This window comes from Bacillus sp. SRB3LM, assembly GCF_015712745.1.
GTDB lineage: Bacteria > Bacillota > Bacilli > Bacillales > Bacillaceae_G > Bacillus_A > Bacillus_A thuringiensis_K.
On sequence record NZ_VWVQ01000114.1, the window covers coordinates 189,503 to 212,338 of the forward strand.

Here is a 22,836-nt window from a genome sequence, read left to right on the forward strand (position 1 = left end):
AACAGTCGGTCATTTCGCGCCTTCCTGTGAGGCAAACTACGCCTCTTCGTCAGGAGCTCCAATGCCCTCCTGTTCTGGACGAGCCGCTTCCACTTTTTATTACTATTCTAACGCTGCTGCTCCACCAACGATTTCCGTAATTTCTTGCGTAATCGCTGCCTGACGCGCACGGTTGAATGAAAGTGTAAGTGAATCGATAACTTCCATTGCGTTGTCTGTAGCACTCTTCATTGCTGTCATACGCGCTGCGTGTTCACTTGCTTTACCATCTAGTAATGCACCGTACACTAAGCTTTCTGCGTATTGTGGCAATAGTACTTTTAAAATTTCTTCTTCAGAAGGTTCGAATTCATAAGCTGTCGTTGGTTTATCAGACGCCACATCAGTAAGCGGTAAAATTTTATTTTCCGTTACTTCTTGTGAAATTTTACTTACGTAATGGTTGTAGTAAATATACAGCTCATCATAAGCACCATCTGCGAACATCGCAATTGCTCGAGAAGCAAGGTCTTTAATGTCAGTAAATGATGGGTGGTCAGATAATCCAACTACTTCATCAATGATGTTAAAGCCGCGACGTTTTAAATAATCACGTCCTAGTCGTCCAAGCACAATAATAGAATATTGGTTTGAATCCATATTATGACGTTCACGAATTACGTTACTTACTGTACGTAATACGTTACTGTTATAACCACCTGCTAGTCCGCGATCAGATGTAATAACGATGTATCCTGTACGCTTTACAGGACGCGCATTTAGCATTGGATGATTAATCCCTTTGCTTCCTTGTGCAATGCTCGCTACTACTTCTTGAATCTTTTCCATATACGGAACGAAAGATTTAGCATTTTGCTCTGCACGGTTTAACTTAGATGCAGATACCATCTCCATCGCTTTCGTAATTTGACTCGTTTTCTTTGTCGAGTTAATCTTCGCTTTTATATCGCGTAAAGATGCCACAGGTTTTCACCACCTTTTTTCCGGAAGTTGGCACGATTAGTAAGAATCCTCTTCCTAATCTACGTTGCAAGATATTCTTGCTCATGATTGAAGGAAAAGAATAGGTGCACCTACTCTTTTCCTTTACATGACCTTTAGCAATCTCAGAGCCCGAGATGCCTTTTATATATACTATCTAGCTCCAGCGGCTTGAATGTTCGGTGGCTTCACTTCTTCCTACGAGGCAAACACCGCCTCTTCGTCAGAAGCTCCATCCCCCTCACATTCAGAACGAGCCGCTTCCGCCTTTATTAATCTAGTTCCGCCTCCTAGCCCCTTTCGTCTAAGAACCTTCCCCACAAGAAGGTAAAAAGCACCTTCTGTGAGAAAGAACCTTAGCCGATGGGGCTGAACAGTCGGCTTCACTTTTTATTATTATTCAGAAGCTACGAATACTTTTTTAAATCCATTGATTGCTGCTGCAAATTTGTCGTCATCCGCAAGTTTCTTAGTTGTGCGGATTTCTTCTAATAAGTCAGTCGCATTAGAATCTAACCAAGCATGGAATTCTTCTTCAAAACGAGTGATATCTACTACTGGGATATCATCTAGGAATCCACGTGTTAAAGCGTAAAGAATGATAACTTGTTTCTCTACACGTAACGGTTTGTGTAATCCTTGTTTTAATACCTCAACAGTACGAGCACCACGGTTTAATTTCGCTTGAGTTGCTTTATCAAGGTCAGAACCGAACTGAGCGAACGCTTCTAACTCACGGTAAGATGCAAGGTCAAGACGAAGTGTACCTGATACTTTACTCATTGCTTTAATCTGAGCAGATCCACCTACACGAGATACAGAAGTACCCGCATCGATCGCTGGACGTACGCCAGAGAAGAATAGGTCAGATTGTAAGAAGATTTGTCCATCCGTAATAGAAATTACGTTTGTTGGGATGTATGCTGATACGTCCCCTGCTTGTGTTTCGATGAAAGGTAGTGCAGTTAAAGAACCGCCGCCTTTTGCATCACTTAATTTTGCTGCACGCTCTAATAAGCGAGAATGTAAGTAGAATACATCCCCTGGGTAAGCTTCACGACCTGGAGGACGACGTAATAGTAATGACAGCTCACGGTAAGCCGCTGCTTGTTTTGATAAGTCATCATATACTACTAATACGTGTTTACCATTGTACATGAACTCTTCACCCATTGTTACACCAGCGTAAGGAGCTAGGTATAATAATGGAGCTGGTTGAGAAGCAGATGCAGTTACAACGATTGTGTACTCTAATGCACCGTGCTTACGTAGTGTTTCTACTACGTTACGTACAGTTGATTCTTTTTGTCCAATTGCTACGTAGATACAAATCATGTCTTCATCTTTTTGGTTAATGATTGTATCAAGTGCAACTGCTGTTTTACCAGTTTGACGGTCACCGATGATTAACTCACGTTGACCACGACCAATTGGTACAAGGGCATCGATCGCTTTAATACCTGTTTGAAGTGGCTCATGAACAGATTTACGATCCATTACACCTGGTGCTGGACTTTCGATTGGACGAGTGTTTGTTGTATTGATTGGGCCTAAACCATCAACTGGTTGACCTAATGGGTTTACAACACGACCAATTAGTTCTTTTCCTACTGGTACTTGCATGATGCGACCAGTACGACGAACTTCGTCACCTTCACGGATTTCTGTGTAAGGTCCTAAAATGATAATACCTACGTTGTTTTCCTCTAAGTTTTGTGCTAGTCCCATAACGCCGTTAGAGAACTCTACAAGTTCACCAGCCATAACGTTATCAAGACCATGAGCACGCGCGATACCGTCACCAACTTGGATAACTGTACCAACATCACTAACTTCGATTTCAGACTGATAGTTCTCGATTTGTTGCTTTATCAGTGCGCTAATTTCTTCAGCTCTGATGCTCATGTGCTTCACCCCTATCTATTCTTCATTAATTCACGCTGAATACGTGCTAATTTTCCTTGTAAACTTCCGTCATAAATGCGATTTCCAATACGTACTTTAATGCCGCCTAGTAAATCTTCATCTACAACATTTTTCACGCGAATTGCATCTTTGCCCGTTCTCTTTGCAAATGCTTCAGCAATGTTAAGCTTCTCTTCTTCTGATAGAAGACGAGTAGAATATACAGTTGCATCCGCTACGTTACGTTCTTCATTAGCAAGAACAACATATTCATCTGCAATTTCAGGTAAGATATCAATGCGTTTGTTATCAATTAAAATATATAACGTATTTAAAATAGATTCAGAAACAGATCCGAATACGTTTGCAAGAAACGTTTTCTTCTGCTCTTTTGAAATGTTCGGTTGCGTTAAAAAGCTATGTAGTTCTCCGTTCTTTACATAAACGTTTTGTACAAGGCGTAATTCCTCTTCAAACATTTCTAATACGTGTTTTTCTTTAGCAATTTTAAAAAGAGCGACAGCATAACGTTTTGCTACAATCCCATTGCTCATCGCGCTTCTCCTACTTCTTTAATATAATCGCGAATTAACTTCACTTGATCTTCTTCTTTTAATTCTTTTTCAATTACTTTAGAAGCAATTTGAACAGATAAAGAAGCAACTTGTTCTTGTAAAGCAGCAATTGCTTGCTCTTTTTCGCGTTGAATTTCTTGTACAGCAGATGCTTTAATTGATTCTGCTTCTTCTTTCGCAGCAGCAACAATAACATCTTTTTGATCTACAGCTTGCTTTTTCGCTCTTTCGATTAACTCTTGTGCTTCAACACGTGATTGTTTTAACATTTCACGTTGTTCTTCTACTAACTTCTTCGCCTCAGCATTACTTCTTTCTGCAGCGTCGATTTCATTAGTAACATGCTCTTCACGTTCTTTCATAATTCCCATTAAAGGACCCCACGCAAATTTGCGTAGCATTACTAATAGAAGTAAGAAAATGAACAATGTATAAGCAATCGTTCCAAATGGAATGGCAGCACCTAATAATAAAGTTGGCACAAGGATTCACTCCCTTCAAAATATCTAAATTGATCATATGAAAAAAAAAGACATACGTTTCATTCATAAAGCAATGGCGAAGAAAGTTCGGAAAAACACTCTTCGCCATCTATGTAAGGGGAGTCTCCCTTATTTGTTCATTACGATGAATGCAATAACTACACCGATGATTGGAAGTGCCTCAACTAAAGCAACCCCGATGAACATAATTGTTTGAAGTGCGCCTTTTAATTCTGGTTGACGAGCAACACCTTCGATTGTACGTGATACGATAAGACCGTTACCAATACCTGCACCTAATGCTGATAAACCAATTGCAATTGCAGCTGCGATTACACCTAAACTCATTTAATTTGTCCTCCTTTGTATTATAAAAAAATAAATTTTTTCTTACTTAAATTATATTAATGGTCATGGCTTACTTTATGAGCCATATAAACCATCGTTAACATAACGAAAATAAATGCTTGGATTGATCCAACGAATACACTGAATCCCATCCATGCTAACATTGGTACAAGCGCACCTAATGCCCCAAGGACTGATGCTCCGCCCAACTTAGCAAGTAATCCTAATAAGATCTCACCTGCATAAATGTTACCAAATAAACGAAGACCTAACGTTAATGTGTTAGCAAACTCCTCAATAACCTTTAATGGGAATAAGAATTTCATAGGTTGGAAATAACCTTTTACGTACTCTTTCGTACCCTTCATCTTAATTCCATAATAATGGGTGAGGGTAACTACCATCACGGCTAATGTTAATGTAACTGCTGGATCAGACGTTGGTGATCTCCACCATGCAATATGTTCGCCAGCTTCAGTTGCTGAATACATGAATGGTAAACCAAGGAAGTTCGATACGATGATAAACATGATAAGCGTAACGCCAAGCGTTAAGAAACGTCCACCTGTTTTCCAGTCCATCGTACTATTGATAATCCCTTTCACGAAGTCAAACACCCATTCCATGAAGTTTTGCATCCCGGTTGGGCGAAGAGCTAAGCTGCGAGTTCCGATAACAGCGATTAAGAAAACAATAACTGCTGCTACAGTAACCATCATAACTGATGACAAATCGAACGTTAAACCTAGAAATTCAACTAATTTACCGTGTTCCACTAGTAATTCACCTCTCTTCCCTGCTCTTATACTCTAAATAAAGAAAATCTATGATCATGACAAGGTATCCTGTCAGCAATCCTACACCTAGGCCCCACATCGCGATTAACTCTTGATATTTGGCTGCAAATAAAATTAATAACCCAATCGTGGCGAATCTTGAATATGTACTTACCGCTGTTGCCTTGAACTTCACGTTTTCTCCATTTGTTACGCGATCTAGCAGCTTGTCTGTTCTACGTGCAATGATGCGCAAACTAAGAAAACTGAAAATCGTCCCGATAATCAGTCCAAGAAATACATCCTTGTAAGAGGTAAATCCCCATCCTAGCACTAGAAGCGCAAGCAAGTAGTACATATATTTCTTTTGTCTTTGGACAAGTCCATGTACGTCTATCATCATTGCTCTCCCGAATAGTAATGTCGAATGAGTCGAATCATTGCGTATACCCCTGTTCCTAGTCCGAGTAATAACCCTATAATAAGAAACAACGGAAACGTTCCAACCTTATTATCAATCCACTGCCCACCAAAGATTCCAACAAGAATAGAACCGACTAATTGAGCAAGAATACCTGACATTAAAGCATAAGCTTTTATATGGCTGCGATCGTTTTTTTGCAAGGATTCATCCCTCCAATATGTAACCCTCATTCACGATGTGTTAATAATAACTCATTTTTTTGCATAAATCCTATACAAAACAAAAAGTTTACATTTTCGTCACGGAATAGATGTAATTTTGTCACTGAAAGCCCTACCATCTATCCCCGTTGTTAGCATACAATAGGGTACTAACAGTGTCAACGAGAAATCGTAAAAAATCTAAAAATTTGAGTATTAGGCATTTCCTCCCAAAAATGAAAACGTTCCCCTTCTAAATACTGGTTACATATATGCAATTTCTAACAGTTTTCTCTTTATAATAGAAGGAAATGTTCACAAGTTTGTCACTATTATATTTTCGAGATATAACGCTTTTCTTCCATAATATAGTGTTCCTCAGACGTAAGACTTCTATATTATATGTGAGGTGTATGCAACTTATGTTGTATATACGATGTATATTTATCCTCTCCCCCTTCCCTACTTGCTTACAGCAAAAAAGACGAGCTGGGGAATCTCCCCTGCTCGTCAGTTGTCTTACTTCGTTCCGAATAAACGGTCACCAGCATCACCAAGACCTGGTACTACATATCCGTGGTCATTTAATTTCTCATCTAATGCTGCTACATAAATATCAACATCAGGATGTTCTTCTTGTACTACTTTTACCCCTTCTGGAGCTGCAACGATACACATTAATTTAATTTGTTTCGCACCGCGCTTTTTCAGAGAGTTAATTGCTTCAGCCGCAGAACCACCTGTTGCTAGCATCGGATCTAGTACGATAAAGTCACGCTCTTCTACATCCGTTGGAAGTTTCACATAGTATTCTACCGGTTGCAATGTTTTAGGATCACGGTATAAACCAACGTGTCCTACTTTTGCTGCTGGAATTAATTTCAGAATTCCATCAACCATTCCTAAACCTGCACGTAAAATCGGAATTAAACCAAGTTTTTTACCAGCGATCACTTTTGTTGTCGCTTTGCTTACAGGTGTTTCAATTTCAATGTCCTTAAGTGGAAGGTCGCGAGTAATTTCGAAAGCCATTAAGCTTGCTACTTCGTCCACTAATTCACGAAAATCTTTCGTACCTGTATTCTTATCGCGAATATATGTAATCTTATGTTGAATTAACGGGTGATCAAATACATACAGTTTTCCCATGTGAATCTCTCCTTTAGATGATATTCATGCGTTTGCACGCTTTTTTACACTATTTACGATTGTAAAGAAAACGCTACTAATATTCAAGGGCAAATTTGGAAAAATCATGATTTTACGATGAATCTATCTAGTATCTTTACCAATTATGGGAGCTGTATCCTTCATTATATCGCCAAAATTTATTCATCATTTGTATACATACTTTAAAAATAATATATGTCCAAAAAAAAGACCGCCAAAACAATTAAGTCTCGGCAGTCTTCTTCAATCTATTATAGATTTGGATACATTGGGAATTTGCTAGTTAACGCTTCTACACGCTTACGTACTTCTTCTAACGCAGCTTCATTTTCATGATTTTTTAATGTATAAGCAATAAGTGACGCAATTTCATCCATTTCTTCTAAACCGAAACCACGAGATGTTACAGCTGCTGTACCGATACGTACACCACTTGTTACAAATGGGCTTGCTGTTTCAAATGGAATTGTATTTTTGTTCACTGTAATACCAACTTCATCTAATACGTGCTCTGCTACTTTACCTGTGATTTCTAAGTTACGAACATCAATCAAGATTAAGTGATTGTCTGTTCCGCCAGAAACAAGTGTAAGTCCTTCTTTTTGAAGACCTTCAGCTAAGCGGTTCGCATTGTTAATGATATTTTGTGCATATGTTTTGAAATCATCTTGAAGTGCTTCACCAAATGCAACAGCTTTTGCAGCGATTACGTGCATAAGTGGACCACCTTGAATACCAGGGAAGATTGATTTATCAATTTGTTTTGCAAATTGCTCTTCACATAAAATCATACCACCACGCGGACCACGTAACGTTTTATGTGTTGTCGTTGTAACGAAATGTGCATGTGGTACTGGATTTGGATGTAAACCAGCAGCTACTAAACCTGCGATATGTGCCATATCAACCATTAAATAAGCGCCCACTTCATCTGCAATCTCACGGAATCGCTTGAAATCGATAACACGAGGGTATGCACTTGCACCTGCAACGATTAATTTTGGTTTATGTTCTTTCGCTTTTGCTAATACATCATCGTAATTAATACGGTGAGAGTCAGCATCCACGCCATATTCTACGAAATTATATTGTACTCCACTGAAGTTAACAGGGCTTCCGTGTGTTAAGTGACCACCATGAGATAAGTTCATACCAAGTACTGTATCGCCTTGCTCTAAAATCGTGAAGTATACTGCCATGTTCGCTTGTGCACCAGAGTGTGGTTGAACATTTACGTGCTCTGCGCCGAAAATTTCTTTCACGCGATCACGTGCGATATCTTCTACTACGTCTACGTGTTCACAGCCACCATAGTAACGTTTTCCAGGATATCCTTCAGCATACTTATTCGTTAAAACAGAACCTTGTGCCTCCATTACTGCTTCACTTACAAAGTTTTCCGAAGCAATTAACTCAATCTTTGAACGCTGTCTTCCTAGTTCTGCCTCAATTGCAGCAAATACCTTTTCATCTTGACGTTTTAAATGATCCACCAAAATCCCCCTTTTCTGAACGAATTACATCGATTCCCAACAGTTTTTTCTTATTTATTCAGAAAAAACGAAAATTCAGGTTGTAATTCTTTCGAACCTTCATGTTTTCAACTACATTCTAACATGACTTTCTATATCATAAAAGAAAAAAAAGACCGAAAATCGGTCTTTTCTTTCTTCTATTATAAAGTCAGACAACATACCTTTTATCTTATGATAAACAGGTACTATATGACTTCCTAATTTCTCATATTTAACGGCAAGTGGTAGTCTCTTCCACTGCCGCATAGACAGCACGTGCTCCACCAATTAGTTTTCCACGTGTTTTGGCCATCGTTACATGCGCACTTCCAATTTCCTTCACACTTGTACGAACCGGAACAGCTACATGCTTTAAATGCATACCGATAAATGTATCACCAATATCCATTCCTGCATCAGCTTTAATAAACTCAACTACTACCGGATCTTTCAAATTGTGATACGCGTATGTCCCCAATGCACCACCTGCTGATCTAACAGGCGTAACTGTTACAATTTCAAATTGATATTTTATCGCTACTTCTCTCTCAACTACTAAAGCACGGTTTAAATGCTCACAACATTGAAACGCTAATTCAATACCTGTTTGCTCTTGAAATTGTTTTAACTCAGAGAAAATCGCCTCTGCTACTTCCATCGTTCCTGATGTTCCAATTCTTTCGCCTAGCACTTCGCTCGTGCTACAACCCACTACAAAAATTTGACCGCTTTGTAATGAAGCTTGTTCTTGGAAATCAGAAAGCAACATTTGTAGCTGTTCTCTTACCTTTACGATTTCTGTCATTACGCCTCTTCCTTTCACAGGTTGGTTCACCAAATTATATTGCACACTACTGATAGTTAGAATCTATTACTTTGTTTCGTATGTTTTAATTTTTCCTACGCGGTTTTCGTGACGACCACCTTCATAGTCAGTTGTTAACCAGATTTTCGCAATATCACGCGCTAGACCAGCACCAATTACACGCTCGCCCATTGCTAGCATGTTAGTGTCATTATGCTCTCTCGTTGCTTTCGCGCTGAAAGTATCATGAACTAACGCACAACGGATACCATTCACTTTGTTTGCTGCGATTGACATACCAATGCCTGTCCCACAAACTAAAATACCACGATCTACTTGACCATTCGCTACCATTTCAGCTGCTGGAAACGCAAAGTCAGGGTAATCAACAGAACCAGCTTCACATTCACAACCTAAATCAATATATTCAATATTTAACTCTTCTAATAAACTTACAAGTTCTTTGCGGATATTCATACCGCCGTGATCAGATGCTATTACTACTTTCATTTTTACCCCTCCAAAGTTTCAATCCATTATCTTCATTTCTCACTCGATCCTTTAATGGGACGAAGTGATCTCCAATATCGTATTATACACGAAACATCAACCTTCTGAATGGTTTTTCAGTAAAGTTTGTACAAGTTTTTCCATCTCTTCTAACGTTTCTTTATAAATAGAAAGTGATCCGCCAAATGGATCTGAAATATCCTTACTTATTCCCTCAGCTACTCCATATAATGTATCTACTTTCTCTTCGACACTCGGATAATGCCCAAGGACAATTTGCTTATGGTTTTCCGTCATTGTTACTACAATATCTGCCCAACCAATCAAAGTTTCGTTTACCTGCTGCGCGGCATGATCGATTGCAATTCCCTTTTCAGCTAAAGCTTCCTTCGCATGTACCGATGCATCGCTCCCAGGATAGGCGAAAACACCAGCAGATTGCACTTCAAACTTATCTCCTCCGTGATGACGAAGCAACGCCTCAGCCATTGGACTACGACATGTATTGCCAGTACAAACAAATAACACTCGTTTCATTCAAACCCACCCCTATATTCCATTTCTTATCACTCATCATAACTTACATTAGAATAGAACAAAAGAAATGTGAATATACAAAAGGCGCATTTCTCTTATATTTTTTCTAAGAAAAATGCGCCTTATCCACATATATGTGAAGCCCTATTTCCAAGTGCCTAGAGTATTTTAACATACCTGCTGAACATACAACAAAAATAAGGAATCCATTTCATACGAAACGGATTCCTCTTATATAGCAATTATTTCATTGTAACTTTCATTACTTCTGTTGAACCTTTTGTAGCTGCTACGCCTACAGTTGTCTTAATAGACTCAGCTGCATCTGTGTTTGTAATAACAATTGGAGTAATTGTGCTTTTCGCTTTTTCACGGATTAATTCTAAGTCGAATGAGATTAATTTATCTCCAGCTTTTACAGCTTGGCCTTCAGAAACGTGAGCTTCGAAACCTTCACCTTCCATTTTTACAGTTTCTAATCCAACGTGGATTAAAATTTCTGTACCGTTTTTCGCTTTAATTCCGATAGCATGTTTTGTGTGGAATAATTGTACGATTTCACCATCAACTGGAGATACAACTACACCTTCAGTAGGATCAATTGCAACACCGTCACCCATCATACGACCAGCAAATACTGGATCTGGTACTTCTTCAATATTTTTCACTGCTCCAGTTAATGGAGCTACGATTGTTTCTTCATTTGTTTTTGAACCAAGACCGAATAATTTTTTAAACATAGGATAGTCCTCCTTATAATTTACCTAAAAGTTTATAGGGCAATCCCTAGTAAAACTCGGGATACATGTAAGACTTCATACTTCGAATATTATACTGTAAAAACGCTTTCGAAATAAATTATGTCATTACTAATAGACTCTTATTGTAGCGCTTCACAAAATTCCAGTCAATTCTGATTGTCTGAATAACAATTAGAAGTTAACTTCTATTTATATTTTCTCTTTTTTTGCCCAACTTGTCTAGAGGTCTTTACTACATTTTATTTTTTGTTGTTAATTTGTAAAATTTAATTCAAACTTTTTTCAAAATCCACTTGACTAAAGTAAGTAACTATTTTAGTATTACTTACGTAAGATAAGTTAATAACTTTTAGGGGGTTTTTTAAAATGATGGATTTCGGTCTACTTATTATTCGTCTTATTATAGGAATTACATTCATGGGTCATGGCGCTCAAAAATTATTTGGTTGGTTCGGCGGTTACGGTTTAAAAGGAACAGGTGGCTGGATGGAGTCAATCGGTTTACGTCCTGGTGTATTTATGGCATTTATGGCTGGCACAACTGAATTACTAGGTGGTTTCTTATTTGCATCAGGTATTTTCATTGTAGTTGGTTCATTATTTATCGTTGGAACAATGTTAATGGCTATCTTCACTGTTCACGGAAAAAATGGTTACTGGGTAACACAAAACGGATATGAATATAACTTAATGTTAATCGCTGTCGCTGTTGGTGTAGCTTTAATCGGGCCTGGGGCATACGTTTTACTTTAATTTTTATCTCAAATTTGAGATTCTTGAAAAAGAACTTACTTCATTACAATTGAAGTAAGTTCTTTTTATGAAACAAAATATTATTTCCAGCAGGATTTTCTCATCGTTATCTTGTAAACAAACAATAAGTATCCATATTTAGAAAGGGGATTACAAGCATGTTATCCATTAATCCAAATGAACAAACTGAAAAAGATAATTACAAATTACTTACTGGAAGTATCATCCCTCGTCCTGTCGCATTCGTTACTTCTGTAACAAAAGAAGGCGTACTAAACGGAGCACCATATAGTTATTTCAATATTGTCGCTGCTAATCCACCACTTATCTCAGTATCTGTACAACGAAAAGCAGGAGAAAGAAAGGACACTTCCCGAAACGCAATTGAAAAAGGAGAATTTGTCGTACATATTTCTGACGAATCATATGTAGCAGCAATTAACGAAACAGCAGCTAACCTCCCGCCAAATGAAAGTGAAATTGAACTAGCAAAACTAACACCAATCGAAAGTGAAGTCATCTCTGTTCCAGGTGTAAAAGAAGCAAATATTCGAATGGAATGCGTATTAGAACGTGCAATTCCACTTGGCGGAACGGAAGACTCACCAGCTTGTGATCTACTAATTGGACGCGTCGTTCGTTTCCACGTTGCCGAACATCTATATGAAAAAGGGCGCATTCACGCAGAAGGACTCAAACCAATAAGCCGCCTAGCAGGACACAACTATGCAAAATTAGGAGAACAATTTGAATTGGTTAGGCCAATCTAAAAGCGGAAACGGCTCGTTCAGAATGGGAGGAGGATGGAGCTTCTGACGTAGAGGCGCTTTTTGCCTCGCAGGAAGACGCGAAGCCACCGACCATTCTAGCCGCTGGAGCTGGATAACATCTAAAAGCGGAGGCAGCTAGATTCCTCCCATCACTCAAATATAAAATCCCCTGCTTTTTAGCAGGAGATTTTATCATTGTAATTCTTCCTTCTTTTCCTCTAAAGTAGGCATTTTCTCTTTTTTCGGCTTCCCTAGCTTAATTACGAAGAAGTATAGGGAAAGCAATGTAATAAGAAAAACAATTAAAAACGGGTACGGAGAGTAAAAGGCACGCGCCGCCTCAGTCTTTCCCGCAACAAATTTCAATGACTCAATATCTAAAAACTCAGCAAACATTTGTACACCGAGCATACTAAACCAAAAAACAAAAAAACTAATAATAATACCAAAAACTTGCTTCAATCTCGTCATTCATCTCATCCTTTCTATATCTGTAATTTTTAGCGTAATAAATATAGTACAAACAAAATATTCACAGAAAGGAACTATCTCACCATTCACGAATTAACTTAATCCAACCTAACATCGAAATTTGCAAAATAATACCCCAAATTATAAGTCTTCTTAGCCATCGAGGAAAGAAGGTTAAAAACTTAACATACCATTCCAATAGCTTGTTCATAATTCCCTCCTACATAAAATTATATAGGAAAAAGGATATATAATCCAAACCCAACCAAAATGATACCACCTACTATCTCACCGTATGTACCGAGCATATCTTTCGCATGTCTCCCAATTAATAAACCAATCCACGCTAATAACATGCTAACAAATCCAAACAGTAAAATCGTAATAATTGTCTGTGCCCCATAAATACCAAGACTAAGCCCTACTGAGAAACTATCTATACTGACGCCAAATGCAAATACGAATAAACTAATTCCAATAGGAGCAGTTCTAGTCTCTTCATTTTGTAAAATGGTCGAATATACGATATAAAACCCTAGTCCGATTAATAAAATAGCACCCGCAAAATGTGCGATATCTCCATATTTCTCTGATAAAAAACGACCTAGTACCATTCCTATAAACGGCATAATAATATGAAATATCCCTATCGTCATACCAATATACAGGATTTGTCTTAACTTTAGGGGCATCATCCCCATACCAAGACTCACCGAGAACGCATCCATCCCTAAGGCGAACGCCATAATTATTAAAGGTATTAGCTGTTCAAACGTCATTCATGCCCCTCCTTGGACGTGCTACTTCACAATATGCTTATCCAAGGAGAAATATTCTGTTTGCTAATCTTACCTTATCATTCAATAATAATATGATGTCCTGCCGCTTTTGTTAAACGATTCATAATTGCATTCCCTATTCCTTCATTAGGAAATGACTCACTAAAAATAACATCCACTTCACTTGCATCAAATGTTCTAAGTACATCATATAATTTAGTCGCAACAATAGCTAAGTCACTTCTAACACCACAAGATAATATAACATCTGCACTATATACATGCTGATACTCTTCTGTCGTTAATACGCCTACTTTAAATCCTTCTTCCTTTTTCTCATCCACAAGATGCTGAATAAACTCACGTGAGCCCTCAACAATACTAAGTGGTGCTTTCGGTGCATAATGTGTGTATTTCATTCCAGGTGATTTCGGTTTTTCCTTCTCATCCTTTAAAGCTGGATCTAAAGAAACCGTACCTATCACCGCTTCTAATTGTTCTTTCGTAATCCCACCTGGACGTAATATTGTTGGAACCGCGCTTGTACAATCAATTACAGTTGATTCAACGCCTACTCCAGTTGCACCACCATCAACAATACCTGCAATCTTCCCATTCAAATCTTCATATACGTGAGAAGCTAATGTTGGACTTGGACGCCCTGAACGATTCGCACTTGGTGCCGCAACAGGTACATTCGCCTCTTCAATAAGAGCAAGTGCAATTGGATGATCAGGCATTCTTACTCCAACCGTATTAAGTCCTGCCGTCACCTTCTCTGAAATCCCTTCTTTTCTCGGCAAAATAATTGTTAATGGTCCTGGCCAAAAATGCGCCATTAACTTCTCTGCAACTGGTGGAATTTCTTTCACAATCCCATCTAACTGAGATTTTGTACCTATATGGACAATGAGTGGATTATCACTCGGTCTTCCTTTCGCTTCGAAAATTTTCGCGATTGCTTCATCATCCATCGCATTTGCACCTAACCCATATACTGTTTCCGTAGGGAAAGCCACCGCCTCATTTTCTCTTAATAATTTTGCTGCTTCTTGTAACTGTGGATAATATTTTTTTCTTTCCACAACATTATCCACAACCCACATATTTGTATGCATTTTTTTCCACGTCCTTTTCTATCCTTAAATACTTGTCTATTTTTAGTTTACTATGAGATTTATCCAAAAGACAAACAAGGTTTATCCACAAAATGTGGATAAACCTAATTAATCCGTGGATAACTTTGTGTATAGCTGACAATTTAGTATTATTGCATTCTGCTCTTTTATATTTTTACAAAAATGTTCTAGCTGTTGAATTCCCTCTGAAACCTCATCCTTTTCTATAGTAAAAAAGTCAAAGAACTGAAAGATCGGTACAGATTGTGGATGATTTGTTAGTAAGTACAATTGTTGAACACTTTTTTCTTTCATATACTGCAAAAACATTTCAAAAAAATATAAGAAAGTCTGTTTATCCACATGAGGTGTGAATAAACAAGAACGAATAAGCACATCTTCCCCACTTTGTTCATAACCAATTACAGCTCTTATTTCTTCCGCCTCTTCCAAAATCATAAATTGTGCGTACAACTCATTTATTTTATCATCTTTTTTATTAGCTTGTCCGAAAAAAGAATGTAATCTTTCCACATCTGCTTTCGTAGCAAAATACACTTTCTTCATAATAAATCCCTCCTCATTTTTATATATGAAGAGGGATTTATTAATAGTACTATTTAGAGAATAAAGATGTAAAAGCTTCTACAATAAACAATTTAACTTCTGGCTTTTCTTCTTCCTCTTCTACTTTTACATACTCATTTTGCTTTTCTTGTTTTTTCTCCACAGGTTTCTCCACTTTTTCCACAGTTTTCATTTCTTCTTTACTTACAGGCTGCTCTTCGACTTTTGTTTCATTTTTTACTACTTTCTTTTCAGAAGCTGTTACTTTTTTTACTACTTCCTGCTTTACAGCTTTCGTTTCTTTTACCTTATCTACTTTCTTCTCTTCTTTATCTATTACTTCCTCATCTAGTTGTTTCACCTGCTCCTCTTCAGGAGATTCCGCCTTGACAACGTGCTCTTCTTTTCTTACAACTGTCCCGCTCGAAAAATCTAAGAAACACATTGGTGGAAATAATACACACCACCAGTTCGCCCCTTCACCTTCTCCAATTGTGATTAATACTGCTTCATATTCTCCTGCTGGATAAATAAAATTCCCGTATACCTTTGTAGGAAACTTTACATTCTTACTAAATTTCACTTGAAATGAATCTTTACTTCCTTCTCTTTTTAACGTATTTTCCACCGTTTTCTCGATTTCTGGAATATGACTTTGAATTACTTTGCGTGCCTCTTCAAATGAAGTTAAATCCGCTACCCACCCATCAATTTGTGCTTTTACTTCATCACGCACTTTACGTTTCAATGCCTGGTCTTTATCTGAATCACTATTTGCTAAAATTCGTAATCGAACGGCCTCTTTCGGAATAACTGAAGGCCCTTTCGCATCAGCTTTCATATATCCAAACTGCACAAGTAACTGTGCACCAATTAATAGTATAAGAAGATAAGCAATAACTTGTTTTTTCATTTCCTCCACCGTCCCTTCTACAAACAGTGTGGACAGACTTTCATCTTTCTAAACTATTAAATTCAAAATCTATATGAATTTTTCCACAAAAAAATAGAGTAAGGTGTGAACCTTACTCCATCTCTGCAAATACCATACGATCTTTTCCGTTAATATCGAAAACAACCTCAACATGAGCATGTGGAAAAGCTTGTTGTAACAATCTTTTTACATCCTCACCTTGTCCTACTCCAATTTCAAACGCCACAATCGCTTTCTTCTGCAACACATTCGGCAATTCTTCCATAAAACGGCGATAGAAATCTAATCCGTCTTCACCACCAACAAGTGCTCTCTTCGGCTCATGCTCTTTCACAACAGGAGAAAGACCACGCCAATCCTCTTCCGGTATATATGGAGGATTTGAAACAACAACATCTAGCTTTTGACCCGTTTTATGAAATGGTGACAATAAATCACCGTGATAGAACGTTACTTCTGCACCTAAAGCTTTTGCATTTTCTTTTGCAACTTCAATCGACTCTTGTGCAATATCTACTGTATAAACATGAAGATTTTCATTTTCTAAAGCAAGCGTAATAGAAATCGCTCCACTACCTGTACCTATATCTGCTACATGTAGTTTCTCATCACCAAAATGGCGCTCGATTCTTTCTAATACTCCCACTATAAGCTCTTCTGTTTCCGGTCTTGGTATTAATACTTCTTCATTCACAAAGAAAGACCGTCCATAAAACTTTTCATAACCAATCATATATTGAATAGGAATACCTTCTACATGCTTGTGGATAAACTCCGTAAAGCTTTTCTCTTGATCCTCAGTTATTTCTTCACGCATATTCATAAGTAATCCTGTTCTGTTCACCTTTAATACATGGCAAAGGACAATTTCTCCCGCATTTTCATCTCGTCCATTTTCCTGTAAAAAAGAAGAAGCCCATTTCAGGGCTTCATAGACACGCATTACTCAGCTGCCTCCATCTTTTGAGCCTGATCTTCCATCACTAAGGCATTGATGAAATCATCTAACTTACCTTGTAAGATTTGATCTAGCTTTTGAATCGTTAAACCGATTCGATGGTCTGTAACACGGTTTTGCGGGAAGTTATACGTACGAATACGCTCTGAACGATCTCCCGTACCAACAGCTTGTTTACGGTTTTGATCATACTCAGCTTGCGCTTCTTGTCTAAACTTATCATAAACACGTGCGCGTAATACTTTCATCGCTTTTTCTTTATTCTTGATCTGTGATTTCTCATCCTGACAAGATACAACTACACCAGTCGGTAAATGCGTTAAACGCACCGCTGACATCGTTGTATTAACGCTCTGTCCACCAGGTCCACTAGAAGCGAATGTATCAACACGAACATCTTTCTCATGAATATCAATTTCTACTTCTTCTGCCTCTGGTAATACAGCTACAGTTGCTGTAGATGTATGAATACGTCCACCAGATTCCGTTTCAGGAACACGTTGTACACGGTGAGCACCATTCTCGAATTTCAGCTTCGCGAAAGCACCTTTACCATTAATCATAAAGATAATCTCTTTATATCCACCTAACTCTGTATAGCTAGCCTCAATAATCTCCGTTTTCCAGCCCTGTACCTCAGCGTAACGGCTATACATACGGTATAAGTCACCAGCAAATAAAGCTGCCTCGTCTCCACCAGCAGCTCCACGAACCTCAACGATAACGTTCTTATCATCATTAGGGTCTTTTGGAACAAGTAAAATTTTCAGACGCTCTGATAATGTTTTATCTTGTGATTCTAACTCAGAAACTTCTTCTTTTACCATTTCACGCATTTCTGCGTCTAACTTATCTTCTAACATTGCTTTCGCATCTTTTAATTGCTCACGAACATCCTTATACTCACGATACACCTCTACCGTTTCCTGTATATCAGACTGTTCCTTTGAATATTCACGAAGCTTATTTGAATCACTAATAATCGCTGGATCACTTAACAATTCATTTAACTTCTCATAACGATTTTCTACAGCTTGCAAACGATCTAACACATCATTCACCTCTACATCCTAGTATCTAATACAAATAGTATATGGTACTTACTCAAAAAAACGCAAATTATATTTAAAAGCGCAAGCGGCTCACACCGCTCATTCTCTCTATTTTGAAAAAAACCCGCCTTGCGCAGCGAGTTTTACTTATCTTTGTTTGCAGGTACTGCATGACAATGACGACAACGTGGTTCATACGATTCTGAAGCTCCAACTAAAATAATTGGATCATCAAATGCCGCTGGTTCTCCATCAATTAATCGTTGTGTACGACTTGCTGGAGATCCACATACAGAACATACTGCTTGTAGTTTTGTCACATGTTCAGCAATCGCCATCAGCTGAGGAACTTGTCCAAATGGTAGACCACGGAAATCTTGGTCTAAACCAGCTACAATGACACGATAGCCACGATTTGCCAATACTTGCACCACTTCCACAATGTCCCCATCAAAAAATTGCACCTCATCGATTGCAATAACATCCAGCTCTTCTGTAATATGTTCAAATATATCCTTTGAAGCTGAAACAGGAACTGCTTTTACCTTTAATCCGTTATGTGATACAACATCTTCTTCACTATATCGATTATCAATACATGGTTTAAATACAATTGCATGTTGTTTTGCAAATTGCGTACGGCGCACACGGCGGATTAGCTCTTCTGACTTGCCAGAAAACATACTACCGCAAATCACTTCAATCCAGCCATTTTGATTTATTAAGTACATGAAGCTCTCCTTTCATCTACTTTTCAGTTAAAAGTAGGGTAAAGGTATAATATTTTCGCAAAAAAAACAGACAAGCGAATACATACACTTGCCTGTTTTATGTTTTTATTACTTAAGACCGTATTTCTTATTGAAGCGGTCAACGCGTCCGTCTGCAGTAGCAAACTTCTGACGTCCAGTGTAGAATGGGTGAGAATCAGAACTGATCTCAACTTTTAGTAATGGATAAGTGTTACCATCTTCCCACTCAACAGTTTCGTTAGATCCTTTAGTAGATCCGCTTAAGAATTTGAAGCCTGTGTTTGTGTCCATGAATACAACTTTCTTGTAATCTGGGTGAATTCCTGCTTTCATTCTTTTCATCTCCTTCCGCCCTGAATCATTTTCGAAACAGAGTTTTTCATCTTCAGCTGCATACACAACTATATTGATGAAACACATATGATGAAATTATAACAAGGCTAACTTCATTTTGCAACTACCTGTTTTTGTCTTTTTAATTTTAAAAGCGCAAGCGGCTCGTTCAGAATGGGAGGGGGATGGAGCTTCTGACGTAGAGGCGCTTTTTGCCTCGTAGGAAGACGCGAAGCCACCGACCATTCTAGCCGCTGGAGCTGGATATTAAATTGAAAGTGGAGGTGGCTCGCTCAGCTCTGACCAGCTAAGGTTCTTTCGCCCTAAAGGTGCTTTTTACCTTTCGGGCGGAAGGTTCTTAGATGCGAAGAGCTAGCCACCGGAACTGGATATTATCTTAAAGTGGAGACGGCTCGTTCAGAATCGCAGGGCACTTTAAACTCTCGACCTTGAAGCGCTCTTTGCTTCATGCAAGAGAGCGAAATGACTAAAAATTTTAACTGCTGAAGCGGCTCATCCAGCTCTGACTAACTCAAGTTCTTCCACTTATTTCCCTCTTTAATATCACCTAAACAGCATAAAAAACTCGCTTACTATAAAATAAGCGAGTCCTGATTTTTTCCCTTTACTTAGTTGTTACATACCTTTTCGAGTCTGCAACAATGTTTTGTAAAAACTCTTCATTTGTCTTCGTTTGACGAAGCTTACGTAAGAAACTTTCAACGAAGTCTGGTGTATCACGCATTGTTTTACGAATGCCCCATAACTTGTCTAAATGTTCTTTTGGAATTAATAGATCTTCTTTACGTGTACCAGAACGACGAATATCAATCGCCGGGAAGATACGACGTTCAGCTAATGAACGATCTAAGTGAAGTTCCATATTTCCAGTTCCTTTAAATTCCTCGTAAATAACATCGTCCATACGGGATCCTGTATCAACAAGGGCTGTTGCTAAAATTGTTAAGCTACCGCCTTCTTCAATATTACGCGCAGCTCCAAAGAAACGCTTCGGTCTATGGAAGGCAGCTGGATCGATACCGCCTGATAATGTTCTACCACTTGGTGGAATAACGAGGTTGTAAGCTCGAGCTAAACGGGTAATACTATCCATTAAAATGATAACATCTTTCTTGTGCTCTACAAGACGCATCGCACGTTCTAACACAAGCTCAGCTACTTTAATATGATTTTCTGGTACTTCATCAAAAGTAGAACTTACAACATCCCCTTTAACAGAACGTTCAATGTCTGTTACTTCCTCTGGACGCTCATCAATTAAAAGTACAATTAATTCTGCTTCCGGATGATTTGTTGTAACACTGTGCGCGATTTCTTTTAATAGACTTGTTTTACCAGCCTTTGGAGGCGCAACAATTAAACCACGTTGTCCAAATCCAACTGGTGCGATTAAATCCATGATGCGTGTCGGTAACTTTTTCGGTTCCGTTTCCAATTTCATTTGGCGATCTGGGTATAATGGTGTTAATGCAGGGAAATGCACACGCTCTTTTGCTGAATCTGGATCATCTCCATTTACAGCTTCAACTTGTAATAACCCAAAATAGCGTTCATTTTCTTTCGGAGGTCGTACTTTACCAGAAACCTTGTCTCCATTACGTAAATCGAAACGACGAATTTGCGAAGCTGAGATATAAATATCTTCTGAGCTTGGAGAATAGTTGATAGGACGTAGGAATCCAAATCCTTCTGATTGAATAATTTCTAATACACCTTCCATGAAAAAGAAACCTTCTTTTTCTGCTCGAGCTTTCAAAATAGAAAAAATTAACTCTTTTTTCGTTAACTTGCTATAATACGAAATCTTAAATTCTTTCGCAAGCTCGTATAACTCTTTTAATTTCATGTTTTCTAATGCTGCAATTGACAAATTCATTCAGACACCACACTTTAACGTTATTCTCTTTTTTCATGGGTAAAGGGAAAAAATACGGAAGGCAAATAATTAATAATGAAAGGCAATAAGTTCAAGTAGGGTAATATTCACTATTGTAACCCTTTTATCTAGTTTTAATCAATACGTTGGAACACAAATACAAGAAGCGAAGACAAGAAAATTTGTCTTCGCTTCTTATTTAATTTAGTTCCAGCTCCGATAGTTAAAAAGATCGGCCATTTTAACCTTTCTGAACGAGCCGCTTACGCTTTTTACTTAATCCAGCTTCAGCAGCTAGAATGGTCGGTGGCTAGAATCTCCGGTCATTTCACTCTCTCACTCGAAGCAAAGAGCGCTTCAAGGTCGAGAGTTCCAATGTCCTGCGATTCTGAGCGAGCCGCTTCCACCTTTTACTTAATAACCAAGTTGGGTTTTTTATTTAAGCTATGACGGCCATCTACGAAGCGAACTGTGCCTGATTTTGCGCGCATAACAAGGGATTGCGTTGTGCCTACGCTACCTTTAAATTGAACACCGCGTAATAGTTCTCCATCTGTTACGCCTGTTGCTGCAAAGATTGCATCGTCACCTTTTACTAAGTCCTCCATACGAAGGATACGATTAATGTCTTCTATGCCCATTTTTTTACAACGTGCTAATTCAGCTTCGTTTTGTGGCAATAGTTTTCCGTGAATTTCTCCACCTAAACATTTTAAAGCAACTGCTGCTAATACACCTTCAGGTGCTCCACCAGATCCAAATAAAATATCTACACCTGTACGATCAAATGCTGTATTAATTGCTCCAGCTACATCTCCATCATTAATTAATTTAATGCGAGCACCAGCTTTACGAATTTCTTCGATAATTTCTTGATGACGTGGACGATTTAAAACTGTCGCTACAACATCTTCAATATCTTTATTTTTTGCTTTCGCAACTGCACGTAAGTTATCAATAATAGGCGCATCAATGTCGACCGCCCCGACTGCTTCTGGGCCAACCGCGATTTTATCCATGTACATGTCAGGGGCATGTAACAAATTACCGTGGTCTGCAATTGCAATAACAGCAAGAGCATTCCAGCCACCAGCTGCTACGATGTTTGTCCCTTCTAAAGGATCAACCGCAACGTCTACACGTGGTCCATATCCTGTACCTAATTTCTCTCCGATATATAGCATTGGTGCTTCATCCATCTCACCTTCACCAATTACAACTGTACCTTTCATCGGAATTGTATCAAATACATCACGCATAGCTGATGTTGCTGCACCATCTGCTTCATCCTTTTTCCCGCGCCCCATCCAACGCGCTGATGATAAAGCTGCAGCCTCTGTTACACGTACTAACTCCATAGATAAACTTCTTTCCACGATAATCCCTCTCCTTTAAGCCTTTATATTTCTGCCGTATTTTGTGAACCGTGTTTTTCTATAAAGTGTACTTCCGCAAGTAGTGATG

At 38.4% G+C, this 22,836-nt stretch carries 29 protein-coding genes; 2 read left to right on the forward strand and 27 right to left on the reverse strand.

Annotation, left to right across the window (positions count from 1 at the left end; translation table 11 throughout):
* Nucleotides 1–102 precede the first annotated feature (102 nt).
* The 15 genes from atpG to F3I02_RS33365 form a co-directional block, all read right to left on the reverse strand.
* Nucleotides 103–963 carry a F0F1 ATP synthase subunit gamma gene (gene atpG / locus F3I02_RS33295; RefSeq protein WP_000157696.1) on the reverse strand — a complete coding sequence of 287 codons (861 nt, stop codon included), beginning with the start codon at nucleotides 961–963 and terminating at the stop codon, nucleotides 103–105.
* A gap of 414 nt (nucleotides 964–1,377) precedes the next feature.
* Entirely contained in the window at nucleotides 1,378–2,886 is a 1,509-nt protein-coding gene (gene atpA, locus F3I02_RS33300; RefSeq protein WP_000027518.1) for a F0F1 ATP synthase subunit alpha, read from the reverse strand.
* A gap of 11 nt (nucleotides 2,887–2,897) precedes the next feature.
* Nucleotides 2,898–3,440 (reverse strand): F0F1 ATP synthase subunit delta, encoded by a 543-nt coding sequence (atpH, locus tag F3I02_RS33305; RefSeq protein WP_000064683.1) that lies wholly within the window; start codon nucleotides 3,438–3,440, stop codon nucleotides 2,898–2,900.
* Entirely contained in the window at nucleotides 3,437–3,943 is a 507-nt protein-coding gene (atpF, locus tag F3I02_RS33310) for a F0F1 ATP synthase subunit B (protein WP_001142618.1), read from the reverse strand. Before atpF ends, atpH begins: the two co-directional genes overlap by 4 nt.
* A 129-nt stretch (nucleotides 3,944–4,072) precedes the next feature.
* Nucleotides 4,073–4,291 carry a F0F1 ATP synthase subunit C gene (atpE, locus tag F3I02_RS33315; protein ID WP_000052064.1) on the reverse strand — a complete coding sequence of 73 codons (219 nt, stop codon included), beginning with the start codon at nucleotides 4,289–4,291 and terminating at the stop codon, nucleotides 4,073–4,075.
* Nucleotides 4,292–4,347: 56 nt separating this feature from the next.
* Nucleotides 4,348–5,067 (reverse strand): F0F1 ATP synthase subunit A, encoded by a 720-nt coding sequence (gene atpB / locus F3I02_RS33320; RefSeq protein WP_000399871.1) that lies wholly within the window; start codon nucleotides 5,065–5,067, stop codon nucleotides 4,348–4,350.
* Nucleotides 5,068–5,074: 7 nt separating this feature from the next.
* Entirely contained in the window at nucleotides 5,075–5,467 is a 393-nt protein-coding gene (locus F3I02_RS33325; protein WP_000567600.1) for an ATP synthase subunit I, read from the reverse strand.
* Nucleotides 5,467–5,691, reverse strand: a complete 225-nt coding sequence (locus F3I02_RS33330; protein WP_001171223.1) for an AtpZ/AtpI family protein — start codon at nucleotides 5,689–5,691, stop codon at nucleotides 5,467–5,469. Before F3I02_RS33330 ends, F3I02_RS33325 begins: the two co-directional genes overlap by 1 nt.
* A 26-nt stretch (nucleotides 5,692–5,717) precedes the next feature.
* Entirely contained in the window at nucleotides 5,718–5,831 is a 114-nt protein-coding gene (locus tag F3I02_RS33335) for a DUF4024 domain-containing protein (RefSeq protein WP_000232962.1), read from the reverse strand.
* A gap of 379 nt (nucleotides 5,832–6,210) precedes the next feature.
* The gene (upp, locus tag F3I02_RS33340) at nucleotides 6,211–6,840 is read right to left on the reverse strand and encodes a uracil phosphoribosyltransferase (protein ID WP_000517539.1); all 630 of its coding nucleotides are present in this window, start codon (nucleotides 6,838–6,840) and stop codon (nucleotides 6,211–6,213) included.
* A 272-nt stretch (nucleotides 6,841–7,112) separates the two neighbouring features.
* The gene (gene glyA / locus F3I02_RS33345; RefSeq protein ID WP_000349806.1) at nucleotides 7,113–8,354 is read right to left on the reverse strand and encodes a serine hydroxymethyltransferase; all 1,242 of its coding nucleotides are present in this window, start codon (nucleotides 8,352–8,354) and stop codon (nucleotides 7,113–7,115) included.
* A 253-nt stretch (nucleotides 8,355–8,607) separates the two neighbouring features.
* Nucleotides 8,608–9,180: a TIGR01440 family protein gene (locus F3I02_RS33350; protein ID WP_230876928.1), complete on the reverse strand. Its 573-nt coding sequence runs from the start codon at nucleotides 9,178–9,180 to the stop codon at nucleotides 8,608–8,610.
* 66 nt (nucleotides 9,181–9,246) lie between these two features.
* The gene (rpiB, locus tag F3I02_RS33355) at nucleotides 9,247–9,690 is read right to left on the reverse strand and encodes a ribose 5-phosphate isomerase B (protein ID WP_000869545.1); all 444 of its coding nucleotides are present in this window, start codon (nucleotides 9,688–9,690) and stop codon (nucleotides 9,247–9,249) included.
* A gap of 96 nt (nucleotides 9,691–9,786) precedes the next feature.
* Nucleotides 9,787–10,227: a low molecular weight protein arginine phosphatase gene (locus F3I02_RS33360; protein ID WP_000832367.1), complete on the reverse strand. Its 441-nt coding sequence runs from the start codon at nucleotides 10,225–10,227 to the stop codon at nucleotides 9,787–9,789.
* A gap of 242 nt (nucleotides 10,228–10,469) precedes the next feature.
* Complete coding sequence (locus F3I02_RS33365; protein ID WP_000473665.1) at nucleotides 10,470–10,967, reverse strand: PTS sugar transporter subunit IIA; 498 nt, start codon at nucleotides 10,965–10,967, stop codon at nucleotides 10,470–10,472.
* Nucleotides 10,968–11,354: 387 nt separating this feature from the next.
* Between F3I02_RS33365 and F3I02_RS33370 the strand changes: the two genes are divergently transcribed.
* A complete protein-coding gene (locus tag F3I02_RS33370; protein WP_196478848.1) occupies nucleotides 11,355–11,741 on the forward strand; it encodes a DoxX family protein in 387 nt (128 codons plus the stop codon).
* A 158-nt stretch (nucleotides 11,742–11,899) separates the two neighbouring features.
* A complete protein-coding gene (locus F3I02_RS33375; protein ID WP_000949054.1) occupies nucleotides 11,900–12,511 on the forward strand; it encodes a flavin reductase family protein in 612 nt (203 codons plus the stop codon).
* Nucleotides 12,512–12,703: 192 nt separating this feature from the next.
* Here the strand turns inward: F3I02_RS33375 and F3I02_RS33380 are convergent, their stop codons facing one another.
* From F3I02_RS33380 to glpX, 12 genes are all read right to left on the reverse strand, one after another.
* Nucleotides 12,704–12,982 carry a DUF3935 domain-containing protein gene (locus F3I02_RS33380; protein WP_000197472.1) on the reverse strand — a complete coding sequence of 93 codons (279 nt, stop codon included), beginning with the start codon at nucleotides 12,980–12,982 and terminating at the stop codon, nucleotides 12,704–12,706.
* Between the two features lie 79 nt (nucleotides 12,983–13,061).
* On the reverse strand, nucleotides 13,062–13,193 hold the full coding sequence (locus F3I02_RS34565) for a hypothetical protein (RefSeq protein WP_001037634.1): 132 nt from the start codon (nucleotides 13,191–13,193) through the stop codon (nucleotides 13,062–13,064).
* A gap of 19 nt (nucleotides 13,194–13,212) precedes the next feature.
* Complete coding sequence (locus F3I02_RS33385) at nucleotides 13,213–13,761, reverse strand: manganese efflux pump MntP (RefSeq protein ID WP_000142475.1); 549 nt, start codon at nucleotides 13,759–13,761, stop codon at nucleotides 13,213–13,215.
* A gap of 77 nt (nucleotides 13,762–13,838) precedes the next feature.
* Nucleotides 13,839–14,879, reverse strand: a complete 1,041-nt coding sequence (locus F3I02_RS33390) for an L-threonylcarbamoyladenylate synthase (RefSeq protein WP_000557350.1) — start codon at nucleotides 14,877–14,879, stop codon at nucleotides 13,839–13,841.
* 108 nt (nucleotides 14,880–14,987) lie between these two features.
* Nucleotides 14,988–15,446: a hypothetical protein gene (locus F3I02_RS33395; RefSeq protein WP_000758439.1), complete on the reverse strand. Its 459-nt coding sequence runs from the start codon at nucleotides 15,444–15,446 to the stop codon at nucleotides 14,988–14,990.
* Nucleotides 15,447–15,495: 49 nt separating this feature from the next.
* Nucleotides 15,496–16,359 carry a stage II sporulation protein R gene (gene spoIIR, locus F3I02_RS33400; RefSeq protein ID WP_196478849.1) on the reverse strand — a complete coding sequence of 288 codons (864 nt, stop codon included), beginning with the start codon at nucleotides 16,357–16,359 and terminating at the stop codon, nucleotides 15,496–15,498.
* A 112-nt stretch (nucleotides 16,360–16,471) separates the two neighbouring features.
* Entirely contained in the window at nucleotides 16,472–17,323 is an 852-nt protein-coding gene (prmC, locus tag F3I02_RS33405; RefSeq protein WP_196478850.1) for a peptide chain release factor N(5)-glutamine methyltransferase, read from the reverse strand.
* Nucleotides 17,323–18,390, reverse strand: coding sequence for a peptide chain release factor 1 (gene prfA, locus F3I02_RS33410; protein ID WP_000887064.1), 1,068 nt, complete (start codon nucleotides 18,388–18,390; stop codon nucleotides 17,323–17,325). The genes prmC and prfA overlap by 1 nt, the downstream gene beginning before the upstream one ends.
* A gap of 143 nt (nucleotides 18,391–18,533) precedes the next feature.
* Complete coding sequence (locus F3I02_RS33415; RefSeq protein ID WP_000280859.1) at nucleotides 18,534–19,121, reverse strand: thymidine kinase; 588 nt, start codon at nucleotides 19,119–19,121, stop codon at nucleotides 18,534–18,536.
* A gap of 108 nt (nucleotides 19,122–19,229) precedes the next feature.
* The gene (locus tag F3I02_RS33420) at nucleotides 19,230–19,475 is read right to left on the reverse strand and encodes a type B 50S ribosomal protein L31 (protein WP_000643433.1); all 246 of its coding nucleotides are present in this window, start codon (nucleotides 19,473–19,475) and stop codon (nucleotides 19,230–19,232) included.
* A gap of 625 nt (nucleotides 19,476–20,100) precedes the next feature.
* A complete protein-coding gene (rho, locus tag F3I02_RS33425; protein ID WP_001053903.1) occupies nucleotides 20,101–21,372 on the reverse strand; it encodes a transcription termination factor Rho in 1,272 nt (423 codons plus the stop codon).
* A gap of 410 nt (nucleotides 21,373–21,782) precedes the next feature.
* Nucleotides 21,783–22,748, reverse strand: a complete 966-nt coding sequence (glpX, locus tag F3I02_RS33430) for a class II fructose-bisphosphatase (protein ID WP_000442340.1) — start codon at nucleotides 22,746–22,748, stop codon at nucleotides 21,783–21,785.
* Nucleotides 22,749–22,836: the final 88 nt, after the last annotated feature.